The organism is Roseibium sp. QJM3NY_11, from assembly GCF_056173175.1.
Genome location: NZ_CM149660.1, coordinates 1,215,677 through 1,234,497, shown reverse-complemented (window position 1 = coordinate 1,234,497; position 18,821 = coordinate 1,215,677). Strand labels below are relative to the sequence as shown.

At 62.8% G+C, this 18,821-nt stretch carries 18 protein-coding genes; 8 read left to right on the top strand and 10 right to left on the bottom strand.

Translation table 11 applies throughout. From position 1 onward, the window contains the following. Nucleotides 1-62: 62 nt before the first annotated feature. Nucleotides 63-521 carry an autotransporter outer membrane beta-barrel domain-containing protein gene (locus tag AC0VX3_RS05655; RefSeq protein WP_475523898.1) on the top strand — a complete coding sequence of 153 codons (459 nt, stop codon included), beginning with the start codon at nucleotides 63-65 and terminating at the stop codon, nucleotides 519-521. Nucleotides 522-554: 33 nt separating this feature from the next. Here the strand turns inward: AC0VX3_RS05655 and AC0VX3_RS05650 are convergent, their stop codons facing one another. Then, nucleotides 555-956: a VOC family protein gene (locus AC0VX3_RS05650; RefSeq protein WP_475523897.1), complete on the bottom strand. Its 402-nt coding sequence runs from the start codon at nucleotides 954-956 to the stop codon at nucleotides 555-557. Nucleotides 957-1,190: 234 nt separating this feature from the next. On the opposite strand from AC0VX3_RS05650, the gene AC0VX3_RS05645 reads away from it, so the two are divergent. Then, a complete protein-coding gene (locus tag AC0VX3_RS05645) occupies nucleotides 1,191-1,568 on the top strand; it encodes a DUF4345 domain-containing protein (protein ID WP_475523896.1) in 378 nt (125 codons plus the stop codon). Nucleotides 1,569-1,627: 59 nt separating this feature from the next. On the opposite strand, the gene AC0VX3_RS05640 is transcribed toward AC0VX3_RS05645, so the two are convergent. Next, nucleotides 1,628-2,623, bottom strand: coding sequence for a GlxA family transcriptional regulator (locus AC0VX3_RS05640; RefSeq protein WP_475523895.1), 996 nt, complete (start codon nucleotides 2,621-2,623; stop codon nucleotides 1,628-1,630). A gap of 93 nt (nucleotides 2,624-2,716) precedes the next feature. On the opposite strand from AC0VX3_RS05640, the gene AC0VX3_RS05635 reads away from it, so the two are divergent. Both AC0VX3_RS05635 and AC0VX3_RS05630 read left to right on the top strand, forming a co-directional pair. Continuing rightward, a complete protein-coding gene (locus AC0VX3_RS05635) occupies nucleotides 2,717-2,971 on the top strand; it encodes a DUF1272 domain-containing protein (protein WP_475523894.1) in 255 nt (84 codons plus the stop codon). A 13-nt stretch (nucleotides 2,972-2,984) separates the two neighbouring features. Continuing rightward, on the top strand, nucleotides 2,985-3,593 hold the full coding sequence (locus tag AC0VX3_RS05630) for a DJ-1/PfpI family protein (RefSeq protein ID WP_475523893.1): 609 nt from the start codon (nucleotides 2,985-2,987) through the stop codon (nucleotides 3,591-3,593). Nucleotides 3,594-3,648: 55 nt separating this feature from the next. On the opposite strand, the gene AC0VX3_RS05625 is transcribed toward AC0VX3_RS05630, so the two are convergent. Further along, on the bottom strand, nucleotides 3,649-4,656 hold the full coding sequence (locus tag AC0VX3_RS05625; protein ID WP_475523892.1) for an LLM class flavin-dependent oxidoreductase: 1,008 nt from the start codon (nucleotides 4,654-4,656) through the stop codon (nucleotides 3,649-3,651). 152 nt (nucleotides 4,657-4,808) lie between these two features. On the opposite strand from AC0VX3_RS05625, the gene AC0VX3_RS05620 reads away from it, so the two are divergent. Further along, entirely contained in the window at nucleotides 4,809-5,447 is a 639-nt protein-coding gene (locus AC0VX3_RS05620) for a VOC family protein (protein WP_475523891.1), read from the top strand. A gap of 36 nt (nucleotides 5,448-5,483) precedes the next feature. Here the strand turns inward: AC0VX3_RS05620 and AC0VX3_RS05615 are convergent, their stop codons facing one another. The 4 genes from AC0VX3_RS05615 to AC0VX3_RS05600 all read right to left on the bottom strand — a co-directional run bounded on the left by AC0VX3_RS05615 (nucleotide 5,484) and on the right by AC0VX3_RS05600 (nucleotide 9,448). Further along, on the bottom strand, nucleotides 5,484-6,440 hold the full coding sequence (locus AC0VX3_RS05615) for an alpha/beta hydrolase (RefSeq protein WP_475523890.1): 957 nt from the start codon (nucleotides 6,438-6,440) through the stop codon (nucleotides 5,484-5,486). Between the two features lie 116 nt (nucleotides 6,441-6,556). Then, nucleotides 6,557-7,315 carry an ABC transporter ATP-binding protein gene (locus AC0VX3_RS05610; RefSeq protein WP_475523889.1) on the bottom strand — a complete coding sequence of 253 codons (759 nt, stop codon included), beginning with the start codon at nucleotides 7,313-7,315 and terminating at the stop codon, nucleotides 6,557-6,559. Next, on the bottom strand, nucleotides 7,309-8,373 hold the full coding sequence (locus AC0VX3_RS05605; RefSeq protein ID WP_475525145.1) for a FecCD family ABC transporter permease: 1,065 nt from the start codon (nucleotides 8,371-8,373) through the stop codon (nucleotides 7,309-7,311). The genes AC0VX3_RS05610 and AC0VX3_RS05605 overlap by 7 nt, the downstream gene beginning before the upstream one ends. Nucleotide 8,374: 1 nt before the next feature. Further along, on the bottom strand, nucleotides 8,375-9,448 hold the full coding sequence (locus AC0VX3_RS05600; RefSeq protein ID WP_475523888.1) for an ABC transporter substrate-binding protein: 1,074 nt from the start codon (nucleotides 9,446-9,448) through the stop codon (nucleotides 8,375-8,377). 187 nt (nucleotides 9,449-9,635) lie between these two features. On the opposite strand from AC0VX3_RS05600, the gene AC0VX3_RS05595 reads away from it, so the two are divergent. The 3 genes from AC0VX3_RS05595 (at nucleotide 9,636) to AC0VX3_RS05585 (ending at nucleotide 13,236) form a co-directional block, all read left to right on the top strand. Next, on the top strand, nucleotides 9,636-10,433 hold the full coding sequence (locus tag AC0VX3_RS05595) for a class I SAM-dependent methyltransferase (protein ID WP_475525144.1): 798 nt from the start codon (nucleotides 9,636-9,638) through the stop codon (nucleotides 10,431-10,433). Nucleotides 10,434-10,543: 110 nt separating this feature from the next. Next, nucleotides 10,544-12,505, top strand: a complete 1,962-nt coding sequence (locus tag AC0VX3_RS05590) for a PAS-domain containing protein (RefSeq protein ID WP_475523887.1) — start codon at nucleotides 10,544-10,546, stop codon at nucleotides 12,503-12,505. A gap of 8 nt (nucleotides 12,506-12,513) precedes the next feature. Next, the gene (locus AC0VX3_RS05585; protein ID WP_475523886.1) at nucleotides 12,514-13,236 is read left to right on the top strand and encodes a response regulator transcription factor; all 723 of its coding nucleotides are present in this window, start codon (nucleotides 12,514-12,516) and stop codon (nucleotides 13,234-13,236) included. Between the two features lie 535 nt (nucleotides 13,237-13,771). Here AC0VX3_RS05585 and AC0VX3_RS05580 read toward each other — a convergent pair. The 3 genes from AC0VX3_RS05580 to AC0VX3_RS05570 all read right to left on the bottom strand — a co-directional run bounded on the left by AC0VX3_RS05580 (nucleotide 13,772) and on the right by AC0VX3_RS05570 (nucleotide 18,681). Beyond that, nucleotides 13,772-16,438, bottom strand: coding sequence for a TRAP transporter large permease (locus tag AC0VX3_RS05580; protein WP_475523885.1), 2,667 nt, complete (start codon nucleotides 16,436-16,438; stop codon nucleotides 13,772-13,774). Nucleotides 16,439-16,472: 34 nt separating this feature from the next. Next, on the bottom strand, nucleotides 16,473-17,507 hold the full coding sequence (locus AC0VX3_RS05575) for a TRAP transporter small permease subunit (RefSeq protein ID WP_475523884.1): 1,035 nt from the start codon (nucleotides 17,505-17,507) through the stop codon (nucleotides 16,473-16,475). A 73-nt stretch (nucleotides 17,508-17,580) separates the two neighbouring features. Next, entirely contained in the window at nucleotides 17,581-18,681 is a 1,101-nt protein-coding gene (locus AC0VX3_RS05570; protein WP_475523883.1) for a TRAP transporter substrate-binding protein, read from the bottom strand. Nucleotides 18,682-18,821 lie beyond the last annotated feature (140 nt).

The following is an 18,821-nucleotide window of genomic DNA, read 5'->3' as shown; positions in this document are numbered from 1 at the left end:
AGATAGCTTGATGATTTGAAACCTCGCAAGGGGCTGCGCCCTTGCGCCGAAAGGACGAGCGCTTGACCGAACACGATGCCCCGTCAACAGGTTTGCGCCCGAATGCCGCCGGTGAGCGCATCCACGGCGCATTCGACGGCAATACGGCCGGCATCGAACAGACCGGCAGCGCAGCGGCGCTGACCGCATCTTCAATTTCCGAGGTCGCCGGCATCTCCACCCTTGGCTTGCGGGCTCAAACCCGCTTCGCCATGGCCGGCGACGCCTTTGCCCGTCCGCATGGAGCCGTCGGCGCGCTCCATGCCTTTGGCGACACGGCCCCGCAGACCACCCTCGCCCTTGAAGGTGGCAGTGACTTTGCCGTGACGGGCGCCTCACTCGACCGGGACACCGCCTTCCTGCAAACCGGATTGGCGTTCGATTTCGGAGAAGGCGCCGCTGTATCGCTCGACTACAACGGCCTGATGGGGACCAGCACACAGGACCACGGTCTCAAGGTCGGATTGAAACTGGCGTTCTGAGCCCCCCGATCCGGACAGATGCCCGGATCTCCGTCAGGTCCCCATCCACACCAGTTCCAACCGGATACCGCCCGGCTCGGCAAACATCATGTGTTTTCTCGGGCCCGTACCCATGAATTCCGGCAGGAACTCGACGCGGACCTCCGGGTAGGCGGCCACCTTGTCGGCGAGCTTTAGCAGATCGGCCTCACTGGCGACTTCCAGCGCCAGGTGATGCAGGCCGACGTTCCCGCGGCGGTCGAAGCCGTTGACAGGACGGGCCGTATCGACCTGCCAGAGGGTCAGCCGCATCTGGTCGTCGGTGATCGTGGTGCGCGGGTAGCTCTCGTCCCTTGCAGTCTCACGCCACCCAAGCACATTGACGAAAAACGCCGTGGTCTTGTTCAGGTCCGCGACTGCAAGTCCCAGGTGGTTCAGTCCGAGCGTTTCAGCCATCGATCATCCTCTGTTTTTCACTTGTATCCGGATAGCTCGAGGCTACGCCACGCAGTCCGGCTCGCGCCACCAGCATACTTCCGGCAAGCCCGCCAGCGCCCTCCTCGTGACCAAACAGCTGTACCCCGCGAGCAGCCGGTACATATGAGCGGCTTGCTCCAGTTCGGACCGAAAGCGTACAAAAATGTATATAGTGGCCGAAAAGACTTTTCGCTGGGGATGTGGGGGTGCACGATGAACTTGAAAAAAGGCTTTCTGATCCTGGCCTTCGCCATGGTCGCGGTAATCGCGCTTTTGTATGGAATCGATCCGGTCTGGTTTGCCGGAAACTTCCTGGGCGTCCCCGACCCGGGTGTGAACTTCGCCCACATCCTGAGAGCCGTGATGTGCCTTTATCTGGCGCTCGGGGCTTTTTGGCTCTTCTGCGCCCTCACGGACCGGCACAGGAATGCTGCGATCCTGACGACAATGGTGTTTGCGGGCGGGCTGGTCGCCGGGCGGCTGCTCAGCTTCGCCCTTGATGGCCTGCCTTCGCCTCTCCTGATTTTCTACGCCGCACTGGAATGCGCGATCATTCCATTGGCATGGTGGATTTACAGGCAACCGGACTGAACGCCCGGGGCACGATGCCGACCTGCCCGGGAACCGGAGCCTCCGCCCTCCTGAGCGGCTCACTCGCCAATGGCTGTTATCCGGTCAAGCGCGAAGCGCTGGCGGTAGTCGCTGGGGGTCACATGAAGCAGACGCATGAAGCTTCGGCGCATCCGTTCGTCGTCCCCGAACCCGCACTGGTGAGCAATCTCGCTCACCGGCTGGCTGCTTTCCTCAAGCGACCGGCAAGCCGCTTCGACGCGCAAGCCTTCAACGGCCTTGGCAGGTGTCTGGCCGGTTTGCCGGGTGTATGATCGCGCGAAATTTCGCGGGCTCATGCCGGCTCTTGCAGCAAGTGCCTCGACCCGCAGGTCCCTGTCGAGATTGTCTGCGATCCAGTCATGAAGGCTGTCGAACCGGCCGGTTTCATCCAGCATCTGCCTGTCGAGGGTCGTGCTGAACTGGGATTGACCGCCCGGACGAACCGCGAATGACACCAGTTCGCGCGCCAACGAGAGGCAAGCGTGCCGGCCAAGGTCTTCGGCCACCATGGCCAGGGCCATGTCGATGCCAGCGGTCACGCCCGCAGATGTCCAGATGTTTTCGTCTTTCACGTAGATCGGGTCGGTCTCGACCTGCACGGACGGATGCGCCCGCAAGAGAGCATCGCAGGAGCGCCAGTGTGTCACAGCCCGGCGCCCGTCGAGCAGACCACAGGCAGCCAGCATGAAAGCGCCCGTGCAGACCGATGCGATGCGCGCCGCCTTTTTCGCAAGCCTCAGGACTTCGTCCACGACAAGAGGGTCCAGGGCCGCCGCGCGCGCGCCACTGCCACCAACGATGATCAGCGTATCGATCTGCGCGTCGGCCCAGGACGCCATCGCCGCCGTGGCAATGGAAACCGGCGTATCGGTCCTGATGCACCGGCCGTCCATCGAGACGACCTCAATCCTGTAGACATCACGCTCGGGCTCCGCGACCGCATCCGCGAAAACCTGAAGCGGGCCGGCAAGATCCAGCAGTTTGATATGCGGGAACACCACAAACAGAACTGTGTGGGGAGCGGAGTGTCTCACGGCAGTTTGGCAGTATTCGAGGGCATCTTGTCATTTATGCCAGAAAAGGACCTGTTAGTCTACGCATGTTCCATCTGGTCAAGGGAGAGGAAAATGCTGAAACTGAAGCCCAACTGCGAATGCTGCGACACCGACCTGCCACCGGAAAGCCTGGACGCCCGCGCATGCTCGTTCGAATGCACATTCTGCAGGGATTGCGCGGAAACCCACTTCGACAATCTCTGCCCGAACTGCGGCGGAGAACTGTTGCGCCGCCCGATACGTCCTGTTGAACACCTCGTCAGGAACCCGGCATCGGCCGACCGTTTCCTGAAAGCGCACCCGGAATGCGCGTACCTCCAGACCTGAAGTGAGAAACAAGATGAAATCGATTGGCGCACTCGTTTTTCCGGGTTTCGAGACGTTGGATCTGTTCGGCCCACTCGAATTTTTCGGCTGGTTGCCAAATGAATTCAACATCAGCACGGTCGGCGACACCGCTGGCTACGTCACCTGCAGGAGCGGCCAGCGGGTCGCGGTCGACCACCTTGTCGGTGAAAGCGATGACTATGATCTGCTTCTGGTTCCCGGAGGTCCGGGAACGCCGGTGGAAGAGGTCAACGAAGCCATCAATGACTGGATCCGGGCGGCGTCCGAAAAGGCGGACATTGTCATGAGCGTCTGCACGGGCAGCGCACTTCTGGCGCGCACGGGTGTTCTCGATGGCCGCAAGGCGACAACCAACAAGATGAGATTCAACTGGGCGGTTCCGTTTGGTCCTCGGGTGGACTGGATCGGCAAGGCGCGCTGGGTCGAGGACGGGAAATTTTTCACGTCCTCCGGAGTGTCCGCGGGCATGGACATGAGCCTGGCCGTGATTGCCCGCGTTCTCGACCGGGAAACCGCAAGACACGTTGCAAGATGCGCGGAATACAGCTGGACCGAAGATCCTTCGTCAGACCCGTTCGCGGTTGAACATGAGGTTTCCTAAGCCGGCCCCGGAACGACATCGCTGGTCAGGTCCGCGACCGGCCGGCACCCGGCGCTCACGCCACTTTTGAAACGTCCCGCAAATCCGCCAGCACCTCCGACGCGATCTCGAACGAGCGTATCCGGGCCGCCGGATCGTGGATCATGCCGGTGACCATCAGTTCGTCGGGCCTGTGTTTTTCGATCAGGCCCTGCAGCCTGTCCCGGATCGTGGCGGGAGAGCCGGTCGCCGAGCAGGACAGGGCGTGGTTGACCTGCGCCATCACCGGCGCGGGGATATCGGCCGAAAGATCATCCCTCGGCAGGGGCAGCTTGCCGGGACGGCCGGTGCGCAGGCGGGCGAAGGCGAGGATCTGCGAGGAGCGCAGATAGACAGCCTCTTCGTCGGTCTCTGCCGCGCAGACCCCGGCCGCCATCATGGCATAGGGTTCGGACAGCGTTTCGGAGGGTTTGAACGAGGACCGGTAGATCGCCAGCGCCTCTTCCAGCATGTCCGGCGCGAAATGCGAGGCAAAGGCATAGGGCAGGCCGAGATAGGCGGCGAGCTGCGCGCCATAAAGGCTGGAGCCGAGGATCCAGACCGGCACATGGGTCCCCTCACCCGGAATGGCGCGCACGGAAGTGCCGTCCTGCGTCTCCCCGAAATAGCCGATCAGCTCGGCCACATCCTGCGGGAAACCGTCCTCGGGGGCCATGTGGCGACGCAGCGCCCTGGCGGTTGCCATGTCGGTGCCCGGCGCGCGGCCCAGCCCCAGGTCGATCCGGCCGGGATAAAGCGTCGCCAGCGTCCCGAACTGCTCGGCCACCACCAGCGGCGCATGGTTGGGCAGCATGATCCCGCCCGCGCCGACCCGCATGGTTGCCGTGGCCGCCGCGACATGGCCGATCACGACAGCCGTCGCCGCGCTGGCGATGCCCGGCATGTTGTGATGTTCGGCCAGCCAGTAACGATGATAGCCGGCCTTCTCCGCCGCGCGGGCCAGATCGACCGTGTTGGTCAGCGCGTCGGCGGCGGTCTTGCCTTCCGGCACCGGCGACAGGTCGAGCAGCGAGAAATGTTTCATGAGAAGCTCCTTGCTCCGGAGCTATTCATCCGCAGTGGCCAATGCAAGGGTGGGAGCGGCATTTACTGAAGATTAGACCGGTCTCCGCTCTGGCCAGAGGCGCTGTAATGGGGTCATATCTTCTTGCCCTGCCGCCCTGGAGCCCGCTGCGAATGCTCAAGCTTGACCACATCACCGTGATTGCCCCGACACTCCGTGAAGGAGCCGCCCATGTCCGCGACTGTCTGGCTCTAGACGTGCCGTTCGGAACCCGCCACCACTACATGGGCACCCACAATCACCGGCTTCAGCTCGGCAACGGGGTCTATCTGGAGATAGTCGCGCTCGACCCGGACGGCAAAACACCCGGACGGGCGCGTTGGTTCGGTCTGGACGATCAGGACGCGGTGAGGCAGGACTGGGACGAGGGAAGGCGGCTGCGGGGTTGGGTTGCAGCAACGAATGATCTGCAAGCGATTGTCGCCGCACATGGTACGGTCTTCGGCAACGAGGTTCCCCTGCCGCCGGAAGATCCGGCCTTCGCCTTTGCCATCCCCGGAAACGGTACACTTCCTGCCGACGGCGCCTTGCCTTCGCTGATCGATCACCGCGGCGACCCGACATCGATGGACGACATACCCGAATTGGGCGCACGCCTTCGTACACTCACGCTCGAGCATCCGGACCCCGCCACCATCGAAAAACTGTACCGCATCCTTGCGGTCGATCACCCGCCCAGGATCGTGAAGGGTCGCGAAATCCGCTACCGGGCTCAGATCGATACACCGGCCGGTGCGAAAGAGCTGACCTGATCCGATCCCAGCATTGAACCGTTGACGGTCCCCGCCCTAAGGTTTCGAAAACTCTTCCAGAAACCGGACGATGCCTGGCACGAGATCGTCGTGCAGGGGCAGCGTGCGGTCCGTGTAGGTGACGAAAGGCTGTCCCGCCACATCGGTCTTGAGCATATGTGTGCCGCCGGGCAGATCGAAGCGCCGCGCCTGCGGCAGAGCCTCTTGGAGGAGGTCTGCGTCTTCAGGCCGAACCTGGATGTCCGCGTCCCCCTGAACGATCAGCACGGGGCCGTGCCAGTCCTTTGCGGCAATCGCCGGATCATAGGAAAACAGGTCGATCATGTAGCGCTGCAATCCGGTGGAAAAAAGCGGCCGCAGGATCGGTGTCAACGATGCCGGATCCCGGGTACGGCCTGCTTCCAGATCCGTGACGACGGCCTCGATCTCCGGCAGGAGCGGCGCGTTCGCGGGGTTGGATTCAAACTGCTCCCTCATCAGTTGCCCGATTGGACGTCCCGGCGCGGCCAGCAGTATCAGCCCGCAAAGGGATTCTGGCGCGGCCTGCGCCGCCACCAGCGCGACAAGACCGCCTTCCGAATGACCGGCCAGCCAGACGCAGGGCGCAAGGCCGGACGCCTTGTCGACCCAGCGCCGCGCATCTTCCGCATAAGCCTTGATGGTCACGTCATTCGGATCGGACAAGGCCGACGCACTGCCGAAAAAGCCGCGCTTGTCGATGCGCATGGAGGCCACGCCGTGGCGGGACAGATCTTCGGCGATCATCTTGTAACTGTCTGAGAACAGGCCTAGCGACGCCGAATTGCCGTCCCGGTCCGTCGGCCCCGATCCGGGAATGATGACGACGGCATGATCGGCGCCGTCGACAGCGATCATCTCCGCCTCGAAATGGCCCTGAGGGCCGGGAATATGCACGGATTCCGCGATCGCCGGCAGTGGCAGCAGCAACGGCATCAGACAGAACCACCGCAGGGCGCCGCGGAAAGGTCGCATTGCGCCGGCGGGTTTCCGGCAAAGCCCTCGCAGGAAGCGGAGGTCCGTTCGACGTGCGTTTGCTTCTTTTGGCAAGTCGGCAGGGCCCGAACCGGAAGCGACAACATGCATCCTCCTCACGCCGCCGACCTGTCGATGATGATATGTGCCTCACCGCGCGAGCAGGTCTCGATGCGCGCCTCGACCCTGTAGATGTCGCGCATCAGGTCGGCTGTAATCACGTCCTTGCTGGGACCCGCGGCAACCAGCCTGCCGCCGGCGATCACCAGAGTGCTGGTGCAGTAGCGCAGGGCGTGGTTGAGGTCGTGCAGGGCGATCAGCACGAGCATGTTCTTGCTCAGCGCGAGGTCACGCATGTAGCTCAGCACTTCCACCTGCCGGTAGAGATCCAGCGCCGAGGTCGGCTCGTCCATCAGCAGCACTTCCGGATCCCGCACCAGGGCCTGGGCGATGGAGACGAGCTGGCGCTGACCGCCGGACAACTCGCCGAGATTGCGAAAGGCGATATCGGTGATCTGAAGCGACTGCAGCAGGTGGTCGATGGCCGCCAGCTCATGGTCCTGCACCCGCCAGCCCCCGCCCTGCTTGGCCGCCAGCAGAATGGATTCATAGACCGTCAGCACCGCGTTGGCGCTGGTGTCCTGGGGCATGTAGCGGATGGCGTCCTCGGGAGCAGACCCGGCGCGCTCCAGATGCACCGTTCCGGGACCTTTCAGAAGACCCGCGATCCGCTTGAACAGGGTCGACTTGCCTGCGGCATTCGGTCCGATCACGGCGGTCAGTTCCCCGCCGGCCAGATCCGGTGTCGAAACACCTTCGACGGCCAGTCCGGAGCCGTATTTCGCGCCGAGATCTTCAAGGCGGAGCGCTACCATGAGTTTTTCCTGTCGGCAAAGATCAGTGCGAAGAAGAACGGCACCCCGACCAGGGCCGTGATCACGCCGATGGGCAGAACCGCCCCCGGCAGCAGCATCTTGGAGACCACCGACGTCGCCGACAGCATCAGAGAACCGCACAGGATCGCGGCAGGCAGAAAGAAACGCTGATCCTCGCCGACCAGCATGCGCGCGACATGCGGTCCGACCAGGCCGACGAAACCGATGGTGCCGACGAAGGACACCGGAATGGCCGCCAGCAGGCTGACGCCGATCAGGGTCTTGAGGCGCAGGGAGCGGATGTTGACGCCGAAACTCGCCGCCTTGACATCTCCGAGCCGGAGGGCCGTCAGCGCCCAGGAATGGCGGGCGAAGAACGGCACGCACACGATCAGCACCGCGAAAGTGGCACCGACCTTGGTCCAGGTTGCCTTGGTGAGCGAGCCCATGGTCCAGAAGACCACTGCCGCCAGCGCCTGTTCGGAGGCGAGATATTCAAGCAGCGACAGCAGCGCGTTGAACGTGAACACCAGCGCGATGCCGAGCAGCACGATGGTCTGCACGCTCACGCCCCGGAACGTCGAAAAGGCATAGATGAACAGCGAAGCGGCCATTGCCATGATGAAGGCGTTGATGGGCACCATGTACTGCACGGCGGCCGGAAAGATCGCGACGCCAGCCACCAGCCCCAGCGCGGCACCGAAACCGGCTGCCGCCGAAATGCCGAGCGTGAACGGGCTGGCGAGCGGGTTGGCGAGGATCGTCTGCATCTGCGCGCCGGCCAGCGACAGGCAGCCGCCGACGGACACCGCCATCAGCGCGATCGGCATGCGGATATCCCAGATCACGACCCGCGTCTGCAGCGCAGCCTCCCCCGGAAAGAACAGCGCGCCGAGCACTTCCTTCAGCGGATAGCGCGCCGGCCCGAGCGCAAGATCGACGCAGAAGGTGGTCGCCAGCGCGATCATCAGACCGCAGATCAGCAGCACCCGTCGAAAGGCAAGGGCGCGGTAAAGACCGCGCCCCGTTCCGGCTGCACCCGTGTCAGCCACTTGCATGTCAGCCATCCGTTTTCAGCGACACGAAATAGCCGGGCCGGTAGTCGACCGGCAGGAAACGCTCATGCAGTTCCTGGAAGGTGGCATTCGGGTCCATGTCTTCAAACAGGTCCGGATGCAGCCACTTGGCGATCTGCTGGATCGCGATGAACTGGTAGGGGCTGTTGTAGAACTGGTGCCAGATTGCGTGGACATTGTCGTCCTTGACGGCCTGGATGCCCGTGAAGCCCGGGCGGGTCATCAGGTTGGCCAGTTTCGCGGACGAGACTTCCGGATCCGCACCGCTGCCGACGCCGACCCAGTTGCCGCCCGGAACATAGAGTTCCCAGTTGGCGCCGGTGACAACGACATGGTCGGGATTAGATGCGATGATCTGTTCCGGGTTCACCGTTCCGAACGTGCCCGGAATGATGTCTCCGGCCATGTTCACGCCACCTGCGATTTCGACCATCTTGCCGAAGTTCTCGTTGCCGAAGGACATGCAGCAATCGTCGGAATAGCCGCCGGCCCGCTCAACGAAAACGACCGGGCGCGTCAGGTTGCTCTGCTCCGCCAGCTTGCCGGTGACCTTTTCGATTTCCGCTGCGCGGAACGCGATGAAGTCCTCGGCCTTCTGTTCCTCACCGAAGATCTTGCCGATCAGGCGCATGGACGGCTCGGTGTTTTCCATCGGCTTGTCACGGAAATCGACATAGACGACCGGGATGCCGACTTTCGCCAGCTTCTCGATGTAACCGCCGTCTTCCGTCGCGGCCTTGGCATCGATGTTCAGAATGATCACGTCCGGCTCGAGCGCCACCGCCTGTTCGATATCGAACGTGCCGTTCTTCATGCCGCCGAAGGTCGGCAGATCGGCCATCTGCGGATATTTTTCCAGATACTGGTGGTAGCCGTCATTGTCGGCTTTCTCGAAATCGTCCCGCCAGCCGACGACCCGCTTGAAAGGCGCATCCGTGTCGAGCGCCGCGGTGAAATAGATCTGGCGTCCTTCGCCGAGGATGACCTTTTCAGCCGGCACCTGCACGTCGACACTGCGCCCGGCGATGTCGGTCACGGTCACGGTGTCGGCAGCCATCAGGCCCGTCGGGAATAAAACCGCAGCAGCAAGCGCGGCAGCGGCTATCTGGAACTTGAAATTCACATCAACCTCGGATCGATTGTTAAACTTGAGTTTTATACTCTTGTTTTTTCCTATTTTTGCTGAATATTTGAGTCAACAATTATCTTCTGGAACCATTCCAGCCAAGCCCGTACCGAGTGAAATGGACATGCTGTCGAATTTCGATTTACGCGAGGAAATCAAGGACTACTGGGGCAAGCGGGCCGCAACATTCGACACACAGGCCGGCCACGAAATTTTTTCTGAAAACGAGCGGGTCGCCTGGCAAAAACTGCTGCAGCGTCATCTGGGGGCGGGCGAAGGCCGCACCGCACTCGATCTGGCCTGTGGCACCGGCGTCCTGTCCCATCTCATGGTCGACCTTGGTTTCCAGGTCACCGGGATGGACTGGGCCGACCCGATGCTGGAGCGTGCCCGGGCCAAGGCAGAGAGCCGACAGCGTGCAATCCGCTTCGTCCTCGGCGATGCCGAGCGGACCATGGAACCGGCGGATCACTACGACGCGCTCGTCTGCCGTCATCTGGTCTGGACCCTGGTCGATCCTCCCGCCGCCTTCAGCGAGTGGCACCGGGTGCTGAAACCGGGTGGCCGGCTGTTGATCGTGGACGGCGATTTCGTGAACGCCGGTTTCGTCTCCAGGCTCGCCGCAGGTCTTGCAGCGTTTCTGGAAAAACGCATGCCCGCCGGCCCCGCTACCGGCCCCAAATCCGGTCCTGCGGACATGAGGGAGATCCACCGCAGCATTCTGGCGCGGGTGTATTTTTCCAAAGGTGCCCGGGCAGACGCAGTGGCCCGCCTGCTGCAGGAAGCGGGCTTCTCCGACATTCGCGTCGACACGAACCTGCGCGCCATCCACAGGGCTCAATCCCGTGACTTCTCGTTCCTGAAAGGCCTCGAACGCGCCGCCCAGCACCGCTACGCGATCAGCGCGGCGAAATAGCCCATGCCGGCAGCGGTCGCCCCCGGACGCTCCCTGACCGACCGGCCTGTCTCCATTCGGACTATGCCAAACCAGTTCAGTCCGCTCCGGTTTTGTTCTAGTCTTGCGCGATGGAGGAGACACAGCAGCTCAAGACGCAGCTCGACCTGATGCAGGCCGCGCTCGATCACATCAATCAGGGCTTTTCGGTATTCGACGCCGATCTCCAGCTTATTGCCTGGAACCGCGGCCTGTGGGAAATGCTCGATTTCCCGCAAAAGCTTGCACGCCGCGGCACCCATCTGGAAGCTTTCCTTCGGGTGAATGCCGAGCGCGGCGAATACGGACCCGGCGATATCGAGGGCAAGATCGCCCGCCGGCTGGAACGGGCCAAACTGTTCGAGCCGCATTATTTCGAACGAATTCGCCCCAACGGCCAGGTCATCGCGGTCTCCGGCACGCCCCTGCCCCGGGGCGGCTTCGTCACGACCTATTCCGATGTCACCGTGGACCGGCACCGTCAGGAGAAGCTGGAGCGCACGGTCGAGGAACGCACCCGTGCGCTGCGCCAGTCAGAGGACTGGCTGCGTCTGGTGACCGACAATATTCCCGCGCTGATCGCCTATCTGTCGCCCGGCCCGGTGTTCCGGTTTGCCAACCGCCGCTATGCTGACTGGTTCGGCCAGTCCGTCGCCTCCATCACCGGACGCCCAGCCTCCGAGGTGGTCGGCGCGGATCTCTTCAAGATCCTGGAACCGCATATCGAGCGGGCTTTTCAGGGCAACGCGGTCAGCTATGAATACGAGCGCAAGCGGCCCAACGGCACCAGTGCCTACATGCGTTCGACCCTGATCCCCGACATGACTCAGGATGGCCGCACGCTCGGCATCTTCGTGCTTTCGCTGGACGCCACCGACCAGAAGCAGGCGGAAGCCGCGCTGGTGCAATCCCAACGCATGGATGCGGTTGGCAAGCTGACCGGCGGCCTCGCCCATGACTTCAACAACCTGCTCGCGATCCTGATGGGCAACCTGCTCAGCCTGAGCCGGATGGAGGGAGCGGTGGCCAAGGACACGCTGGACGGCAAGCTGTCGCCGATGCTGGAAGCGACCAAACGCGGCTCGGACCTCATTCAGCGGCTGCTGGCGTTCAGCCGCGGCAAGGCGATCGATCCGCAGACCGTGGCACTTGCTGATGTGATCGCCAGTGCGGGCAGGCTGCTGGAGGGGTCCCTGCCGTCCTCGATCGAGCTGAAGCTGAGCGCAGCGGACACGGACATCGCCGCCTGCATCGACCCGACCCAGATGGAGACCGCGCTCATAAATCTGGCGTTCAACGCCCGCGACGCGATGCCGGAAGGCGGCGTGCTGACGATGTCGCTGGACCAGACCGTGCTGCTGCCGCAGGACGCGGACGATCTGGGAACAGCCCCCGGCGCCTATGCCCGCATCACTGTCGGCGACACCGGCAGCGGCATGGACGAGGACACCCGGCTGAAAGTGTTCGAGCCATTCTTCACAACCAAGAATTTCGGCACGGGCAGTGGCCTGGGCCTGTCGATGGTCTACGGTTTCATCCGCCAGTCCGGTGGCGCGATCCAGGTCAGCAGCGCGCTCGGGGTCGGCACTTACCTGACGCTTCATCTGCCGCTTGTCCGGCGCGCGGCTCCGGCGGCAACCGGGTCGGAGGCAGGAACAGCCGCGACGGTCAAACGCGGCCGGGGCGAGCTTCTGCTTCTGGTCGAGGACGATCCCGATGTCGCCAGCACGGTCACCGACCAGTTGCAGAACCTCGGCTACAGCGTGCTTCAGGCCGAAAGCGCCGACGATGCCCGCGCGCTCGCCCTGGACTTGCCGGACCTGCGCGGCGTCCTGAGCGACATCATCATGCCCGGCCAGGTCAACGGCCTGGCACTGGCCCGCGAGATCCGGCGCAAACGGACCGATCTCGGCATCGCCCTCATGTCCGGCTATGCCGACTGGTCGGCGCTCGCCGGCCAGGACAGCACGTGTGAATTTCCTGTCTTGGCGAAACCCTTCGCGGATGATCAACTTGCAGACACCCTGCAGCGCATTCTCGCAACGAAAAGGTAACAACGATCTTGCGGACACGTCTCGCGACAGCAGCAAAACGCACCGTCTTCATCGTCGACGATGAGCCGGAGATCGGCAATCTGCTGCTCGATGCCATGCTGCAGTTCGACATGGCGGGCAAGGTGTTTTCGACCGCCGCGCAGATGCTGACGGCGCTCGACCTCGAAGACCCCGACGCCTGCATTGTCGATCTCGGATTGCCCGATATGGAAGGCATGGCCCTCATCAACGAGATCCGGCGCCGGTCTTCGGTTCCGATCATCGTGCTCTCCGCCCGGGGCCATTCGACGGACCGGGTGATGGGGCTGGAACTGGGGGCCGACGACTATGTGGTCAAGCCGTTCGATCCGCGCGAGGTCGTCGCCCGGATCCGCTCCATCCTGCGCCGCTCGGCTGACCCGTCGCCACCGCAGGCCCGCGTGGAAATGGCCCGTTTCGAGGGCTGGTGCTATCAGCCGTGTTCCCACTGTCTGACCTCTCCGGAAGGTGAGGAAACGTTCCTTTCCACGGGCGAGGCGACGCTGCTGGAAGCGCTCCTGCGCGCCCCCAAGAGGGTTCTGACCCGGGACTACCTGCTGGAACACGGCGGCCGGGATGAAAGTCTCGACCGGTCGATCGACGTGCGTATCTCGCGCATCCGCAAGAAGCTCAACCGCAAGAACGAGCCGGCCCATATCCGCACCATCTACGGCTCCGGCTACATGCTCGCCTGCGAGGTGAAGTGGAGCTGACAAGACTCTGCAGCAGTCCCCCACACGCCCGCCCTCCCTGAGGCGGTCTTCAGGCAAAAGGCCTCCCACCCCCAGTGGGCCTTCCCCGACTTGATCGGGGGTCCAACCCACGTCGCACCCCGCACAAGGTTCGATCAGGCCCACCGGCAGCAACCGCACCGACCATTCCGGCCGCTCTGCAAACGATTGGACCCCCGGTCGCGCTGCGCTTGCCGGGGGAGGCCTGAGGGGTGGGCAGCCATTGTGCTGCGTCTGGAAGGAGTGTCCTCAAGGGGAACTCGGCTGGAGTGGCGCTCAAGCTCTTGGTCCGCTTGGCAGATGGATGATCGGCGTAAGGGGGGTTGTCTTCCGGTCCTCGGTCCGGCGGTCTTCGCTGCCGTCGGGGAGAAACCGACGCTCACCGCGGGAGGATGACCGCGTGCCGGTCCGCACGCAGAAACGGGAGGATCGCTCCTCCCGTTTTCATCCCCGTTCTCGGCCATGTTCTCGGCCATGTTCTCGGCCATATTCTCGGCCATATTCTCGGCCGACACCGTCAGAAACTCAAGCTGACATCCCTGTGCCCGGACAGGCAGCCGGCCACGTCCAGTGCCAGATCGTCCGGCAGGCGGTCTTGTGCGCGCAGGCCGATCGTGGTGCCGACGGCAGCGTCATAGGCTTCAAGCTGCGGCAGGATTTCTTCCGCGGCCCGCTGACGCCAGACAAGATCGGCCTCGAGCGCGGCGATCGACTTGTCGATCTCCGCAAGCGCCTCCTGCGCATCCGGCTTCCGGCTGCGCATGATCTTGCGCGCGTCCGACAATCCCTTGCGGATGTCACCGGTGCCCTCGGCACTGCCGATTGTGGAGCGCATTTCGGCGATGGCATCGACCGCCGCCTCCGGCTCCAGTTGAAGCACCTGTTCCTTCAGCGCTTCGAGTTGCGGCCCGAACTGAGCGACGATGTCCGCATCGGCCAGGACGGCCTTCAGCTCGATGACTGGTTCATAGGCCTGATCGACGGTCCGGCGATAAGTCAGTCGGGCCGTGTTCTCGGCCTTCTGGATCTTGGAGAACGTCTGGTAGGTGTCCTCCCAGCTCTCCGGGATCTGCGCCAGGATCGCATCGTGCTCGACGTTCAGCTCTTCGATGCGCGCCTGCGCGCGCGCGCCCTGTTCCGCCGTATAGACCGCATTGTCACCGGAGCGCTGAACGATCACCTTCAGTTCCTCGATCCGTTCGTCGATCCGCCGGGCATCCCGTTCCAGCGCCCTGACGCGCACATGAACCGGCCTGTAGTCGCCCGCAGCCGCCGCCACCTGGGCCTCGGCTTCCGTGATCGCCTGCATCAGCGGCAGCGCTTCGCGGGCCTTTTCGAACCCTTCGGACATGTCGTCCCTCAGATCCTCCGGCAGATAACTCATGTCGATGGCTTCCGCCGTCCCGACGGCGGAGAGAATACCGTCGCCATTCGCCTGGAATTGCTCGTTGACGAGTTTTTCCATGCAGTATTGCAGGCGCGGATTTTTCGGCGGCGGTGCGGTTTCCGACAGCAGCGAGGACCGGTTCGGCAGGTAGTTCACCAGCTGCGGATAAAGACCGACGATCCCCAGTGCCACAAGCTGCAGGCAGATGAAGGCGATCACACCCTTGTACATGTCCAGCGTCTTGACCACAGCCGGCGCCACGCCGCGCAGGTAGAACAGCGCGAACCCGAAGGGCGGGGTCAGGAACGAGGTCTGGATGTTGAGACCGATCATCACGCCGAGCCAGACCGCAGTGACGTTGGCCGACGGATCCGCCAGCAGGATCGGCGCCACGATCGGCACCACCACCACGGCGATCTCGATGAAATCGAGGAAAAAGCCGAGGATGAAGATCACCAGCATGACGATCAGGAACTGGGCCCAGAACCCGCCGGGAAGCCCCTGAAGGAAGTCCTTCACCAGGTCCTCGCCGCCGAACGCCCGGAAGGCGGATGTCAGCATGGCGGCACCGAGCAGGATGATAAACACCAGCGACGTGGTCTTGGCGGTTTCCACCATGACGCCGCGCAGGGTGTTTTCCAGTTTCAGCGTCCGCCAGCCGGACCAGAAGATCGCGACCACCAGCAGCGAGACGGCGATCAGCGCCAGCACCAGCGCGAGCAGATCGTCGCTGGTCTGGATCAGCTTGATGTTGACCGCGCCGAGAAAACTGATGATCACGGCCAGGCCCAGCAGCGCCAGAATGACGATGATCGCAGGCGTATAGGCGCCCCGTTTGCCGTCCCGCAGCCGGTATCCGGCCATCACCATGGCACCGACAGCACCGATCGCGCCGGCCTGGTTGACGGTGGCGACGCCGGCGATGATCGAGCCGAGCACGAGAAAGATCAGCGCCAGCGGCGGCACCAGGGTGAGAACGACCTTGACCGCAAACTGGCGTGTGAACGTACCTTCCTGGGGTACCGCCGGAGCCGACTTCGGGTTGAGCAGCGCGAAGCCGAGGATGAACAGCATGTACAGTCCGACCAGAACCAGGCCGGGCAGGAACGCCCCCAGGAACATTTCGCCGGCGCTTGTCGAGACCACTGAAAAGTCCGACGGCATGGACAGTTCGCCGGTGCTCGACTTGAACAGCGCCTGGCGCAGGGAGCCCGCCTGATCGACCGCGCTGGCCAGCTGATCAGCCAGAATGATAAGGACGATGGACGGCGGAATGATCTGGCCGAGCGTGCCCGAAGCCGCAATCGTTCCCGTCGCCAGGGGCACCGAATAGTTGTTGCGCAGCATGGCCGGCAGGGAAATCAGTCCCATGGCCACAACGGTGGCGCCGACGATACCCGTGGTCGCGGCCAGCAATGCGCCCACGAAAACGACCGAGATCCCGAGACCGCCCGGAACCGGGCCGAACAGCCGCGCCATTGTCACCAGCAGGTCTTCGGCGATCTTGGAGCGCTGCAGCATGATACCCATGAAGACGAACAGCGGGATCGCGATCAGCGTATCGCGTTCGGCCTCCCAGTAGATGCCGCGAAAGTTGGTCACCCCGGCACTGAGCCATTGGCCCGGCCCGCCATGGGAAAAATAAGCGCCCGCGTCCCCCGCGAACAGGTACCCCGATCCGGCGGCGATGCCGATGGTCAGGATGGCCGATCCCGGCAGGGCGAAGGCGACCGGGAACCCTGAGCCCAGCGCGAACGCCATCAGGACAACAAGGAGAAGAAGGAAGAAAAGTTCCATATCGGACGGTCTCGTCAGGCGCTAAAGTCTGGCGCTATTGAACAGAATGGTTTTCGTGATCCCGGCCGCCCGGTTCACCGACAATGTCGGCGATTGCGTCCAGGAAATAGGCCACGAACTGAACCATCATGGAAACGGCGAACACGCCGAGGAAACCCGCCATCAGATACTTCACGTACAGACCGAAACCGGCTTGCGTGACTTCATAGGTCAGGATGGGACTGTTGATGATGTTCTGTTTGCCGCCCATGCCGATGACCAGGATGACCGTGCACAGGCTCATCCCGAGAACCACCGATCCGATGGCGTTGATATAGCCCTTGGTGCGGGTCGTCAGGGCTGCGTAGAAAACATCGACCCGCACATGTCCCTCTTCCAGAAGCGTATACGCGCTGGCGAACAGGAACAGCGCCGCGTACCAGAACCTGACAAGATCCGCCAGGAAGGCCTGCTCGTAGGAAAACACGAACCGGCCGATCACGATCAGCAGTTCGGCGACGACGACCAGAAGCGCCAGCCAGGTGAACCCGAGCGTGCGGGTGAAGGCGGCGATGATCACCGACAGTCCGATGAGCGGCATGTGTACATAGGCGCCGCGGAACCTGGATTTGCCCAGGTCGTCGGCGAGATCCTGACCGGTCAGCAGGGGCAGCAGGTCCTCGATGCGCAGAAACGAGATCACGCTGTCCACGAAGCCGACAATCAGAACGGCAAAGAACGCCGCACGGATCAGAAAGGCATTGATGGAACAGATACGGGCGCTGTCCTGGCGCAGTGTCCGGCTGTTTTTCAGCACATAGGCCACGGCACCCAGCACAAGCGCGCCATAGACCGCCAGTTGCAGCCACGACCAGAGCAGCGGCAGCGATCCGTTCGCCGCGCCCCCGTAGATCGGCGCAATGCCCGGAAGGTCCTGCCAGTAGGTCAGATAATTGTTGATCAAAAACGCCGTCATGATGGCCAATACGATCCAGCCGAACAGGCGTGAGATGCGGGCGCTTTCCGGCGAAGGCGTTTCACCGGATTTCATGACAGGCGAGCCGTCTTGAACCATGTCCAAGGCCGTCATCGTCGCTGTGCCTTTTTAACTTTGTCTATGAAAGAGGGACGGGATTTCTCCCGCCCCTTTAACTGCTTTCCGATTATTCCGGAATTCCGAGATAACGGTTGCGCTTGTTGCTGTAGGCCACATCGGAAATCGCCATCCAGCTGCCTATTTCCTGACGCGCGTTGATCACGCTTTCGAAGATCTTCTTGGACAGCGGGGAGTGATCCATCGCTTCTTCGAGAACTTCCTGCGCAGCTTCACCGAAGCTGTCGTAGATCTCGTCCGAGAACTCGCGCAGTTCAACGCCGTGCTCTTCGATGAGACGCTTGAGGTAGACACCGTTGTTGGCGTTGGTTTCCGCCATCGTCAGTGCGTTCTCTTCGTTGGCAGCAGCCTTGATGATTTCCTGATCGACCTTGTCCAGGCCGTCCCAGAACGCCTTGTTCATGCCGATCGCCAGCTGAGCACCCGGCTCATGCATGCCCGGGTAGTAGTAGTACTTGGCCGCTTCGTAGAACTTCATGAAGAAGTCGTTGAAGGGACCAACCCACTCGGTGGCATCGATGGCGCCGGAAACGAGGTTTTCGTAGATCTGGCCGCCCGGCAGGGACACAGGAGACGCGCCCAGTTTCGCCATGACGTCGCCGCCCTGGCCCGGAATACGCATCTTCAGACCCTTGAGGTCGTCGGCGGTCTCGATTTCCTTGTTGAACCAGCCGCCCATCTGGACGCCCGTGTTGCCCATGGCAAGGTTCTTCAGGCCGAATTCACCGGCCAGCTCGTCCCACAGTTCCTGGCCGCCGCCGAACTTGGTCCAGGCGTCCATTTCCGTGTAGGTCAGACCGAACGGAACAGCCGTGAAGGCGGCCCAGCCCGGATGTTTGCCCTTCCAGTAGTAGTCAGCGCCGATATAGGCCTGCGCGTTACCGGATGCGACTTCGTCGAAGGAGTCAAAGGCGCCAACGCGTTCGCCGGCGGCGAAATACTGAACGTTGAGACGGCCTTCCGTCAGCTCTGCGATGCGCGCTGCAAGACGCTGCGCGGGCACACCGAGACCCGGGAAATCCCGCGGCCAGGTGGACACGATGACCATTTCCTTGACGCCCTGCGCGATGGCCGGAGCGGCGAGCGCGGAACCTGCAGCAATACCGCCAGCGCCAAGGCCGGCTTTTTTGATAAACGAACGACGATCCATTAGTTTCCTCCCTAAACGGACCAAATGGCGGACCGGAAACACACTTGCACCGATCCCGGCGTATGTCTAGTTGACCGGAAGGGGCCTGCGCTATTCGTGGTTCTGCGCACCCTCTCGGTAATACTACTGAGATCTGCGCA

Bases quoted from the DNA above. Each gene is read 5' to 3' on its own strand.
- AC0VX3_RS05650 (WP_475523897.1), bottom strand. From the start codon at position 956: ATGGCTGAAACGCTCGGACTGAACCACCTGGGACTTGCAGTCGCGGAC.
- AC0VX3_RS05645 (WP_475523896.1), top strand. From the start codon at position 1,191: ATGAACTTGAAAAAAGGCTTTCTGATCCTGGCCTTCGCCATGGTCGCG.
- AC0VX3_RS05635 (WP_475523894.1), top strand. From the start codon at position 2,717: ATGCTGAAACTGAAGCCCAACTGCGAATGCTGCGACACCGACCTGCCA.
- AC0VX3_RS05630 (WP_475523893.1), top strand. From the start codon at position 2,985: ATGAAATCGATTGGCGCACTCGTTTTTCCGGGTTTCGAGACGTTGGAT.
- AC0VX3_RS05625 (WP_475523892.1), bottom strand. From the start codon at position 4,656: ATGAAACATTTCTCGCTGCTCGACCTGTCGCCGGTGCCGGAAGGCAAG.
- AC0VX3_RS05620 (WP_475523891.1), top strand. From the start codon at position 4,809: ATGCTCAAGCTTGACCACATCACCGTGATTGCCCCGACACTCCGTGAA.
- AC0VX3_RS05615 (WP_475523890.1), bottom strand. From the start codon at position 6,440: ATGCGACCTTTCCGCGGCGCCCTGCGGTGGTTCTGTCTGATGCCGTTG.
- AC0VX3_RS05610 (WP_475523889.1), bottom strand. From the start codon at position 7,315: ATGGTAGCGCTCCGCCTTGAAGATCTCGGCGCGAAATACGGCTCCGGA.
- AC0VX3_RS05605 (WP_475525145.1), bottom strand. From the start codon at position 8,373: ATGCAAGTGGCTGACACGGGTGCAGCCGGAACGGGGCGCGGTCTTTAC.
- AC0VX3_RS05600 (WP_475523888.1), bottom strand. From the start codon at position 9,448: ATGGCTGCCGACACCGTGACCGTGACCGACATCGCCGGGCGCAGTGTC.
- AC0VX3_RS05595 (WP_475525144.1), top strand. From the start codon at position 9,636: ATGGACATGCTGTCGAATTTCGATTTACGCGAGGAAATCAAGGACTAC.
- AC0VX3_RS05590 (WP_475523887.1), top strand. From the start codon at position 10,544: ATGGAGGAGACACAGCAGCTCAAGACGCAGCTCGACCTGATGCAGGCC.
- AC0VX3_RS05580 (WP_475523885.1), bottom strand. From the start codon at position 16,438: ATGGAACTTTTCTTCCTTCTTCTCCTTGTTGTCCTGATGGCGTTCGCG.
- AC0VX3_RS05575 (WP_475523884.1), bottom strand. From the start codon at position 17,507: ATGACGGCCTTGGACATGGTTCAAGACGGCTCGCCTGTCATGAAATCC.
- AC0VX3_RS05570 (WP_475523883.1), bottom strand. From the start codon at position 18,681: ATGGATCGTCGTTCGTTTATCAAAAAAGCCGGCCTTGGCGCTGGCGGT.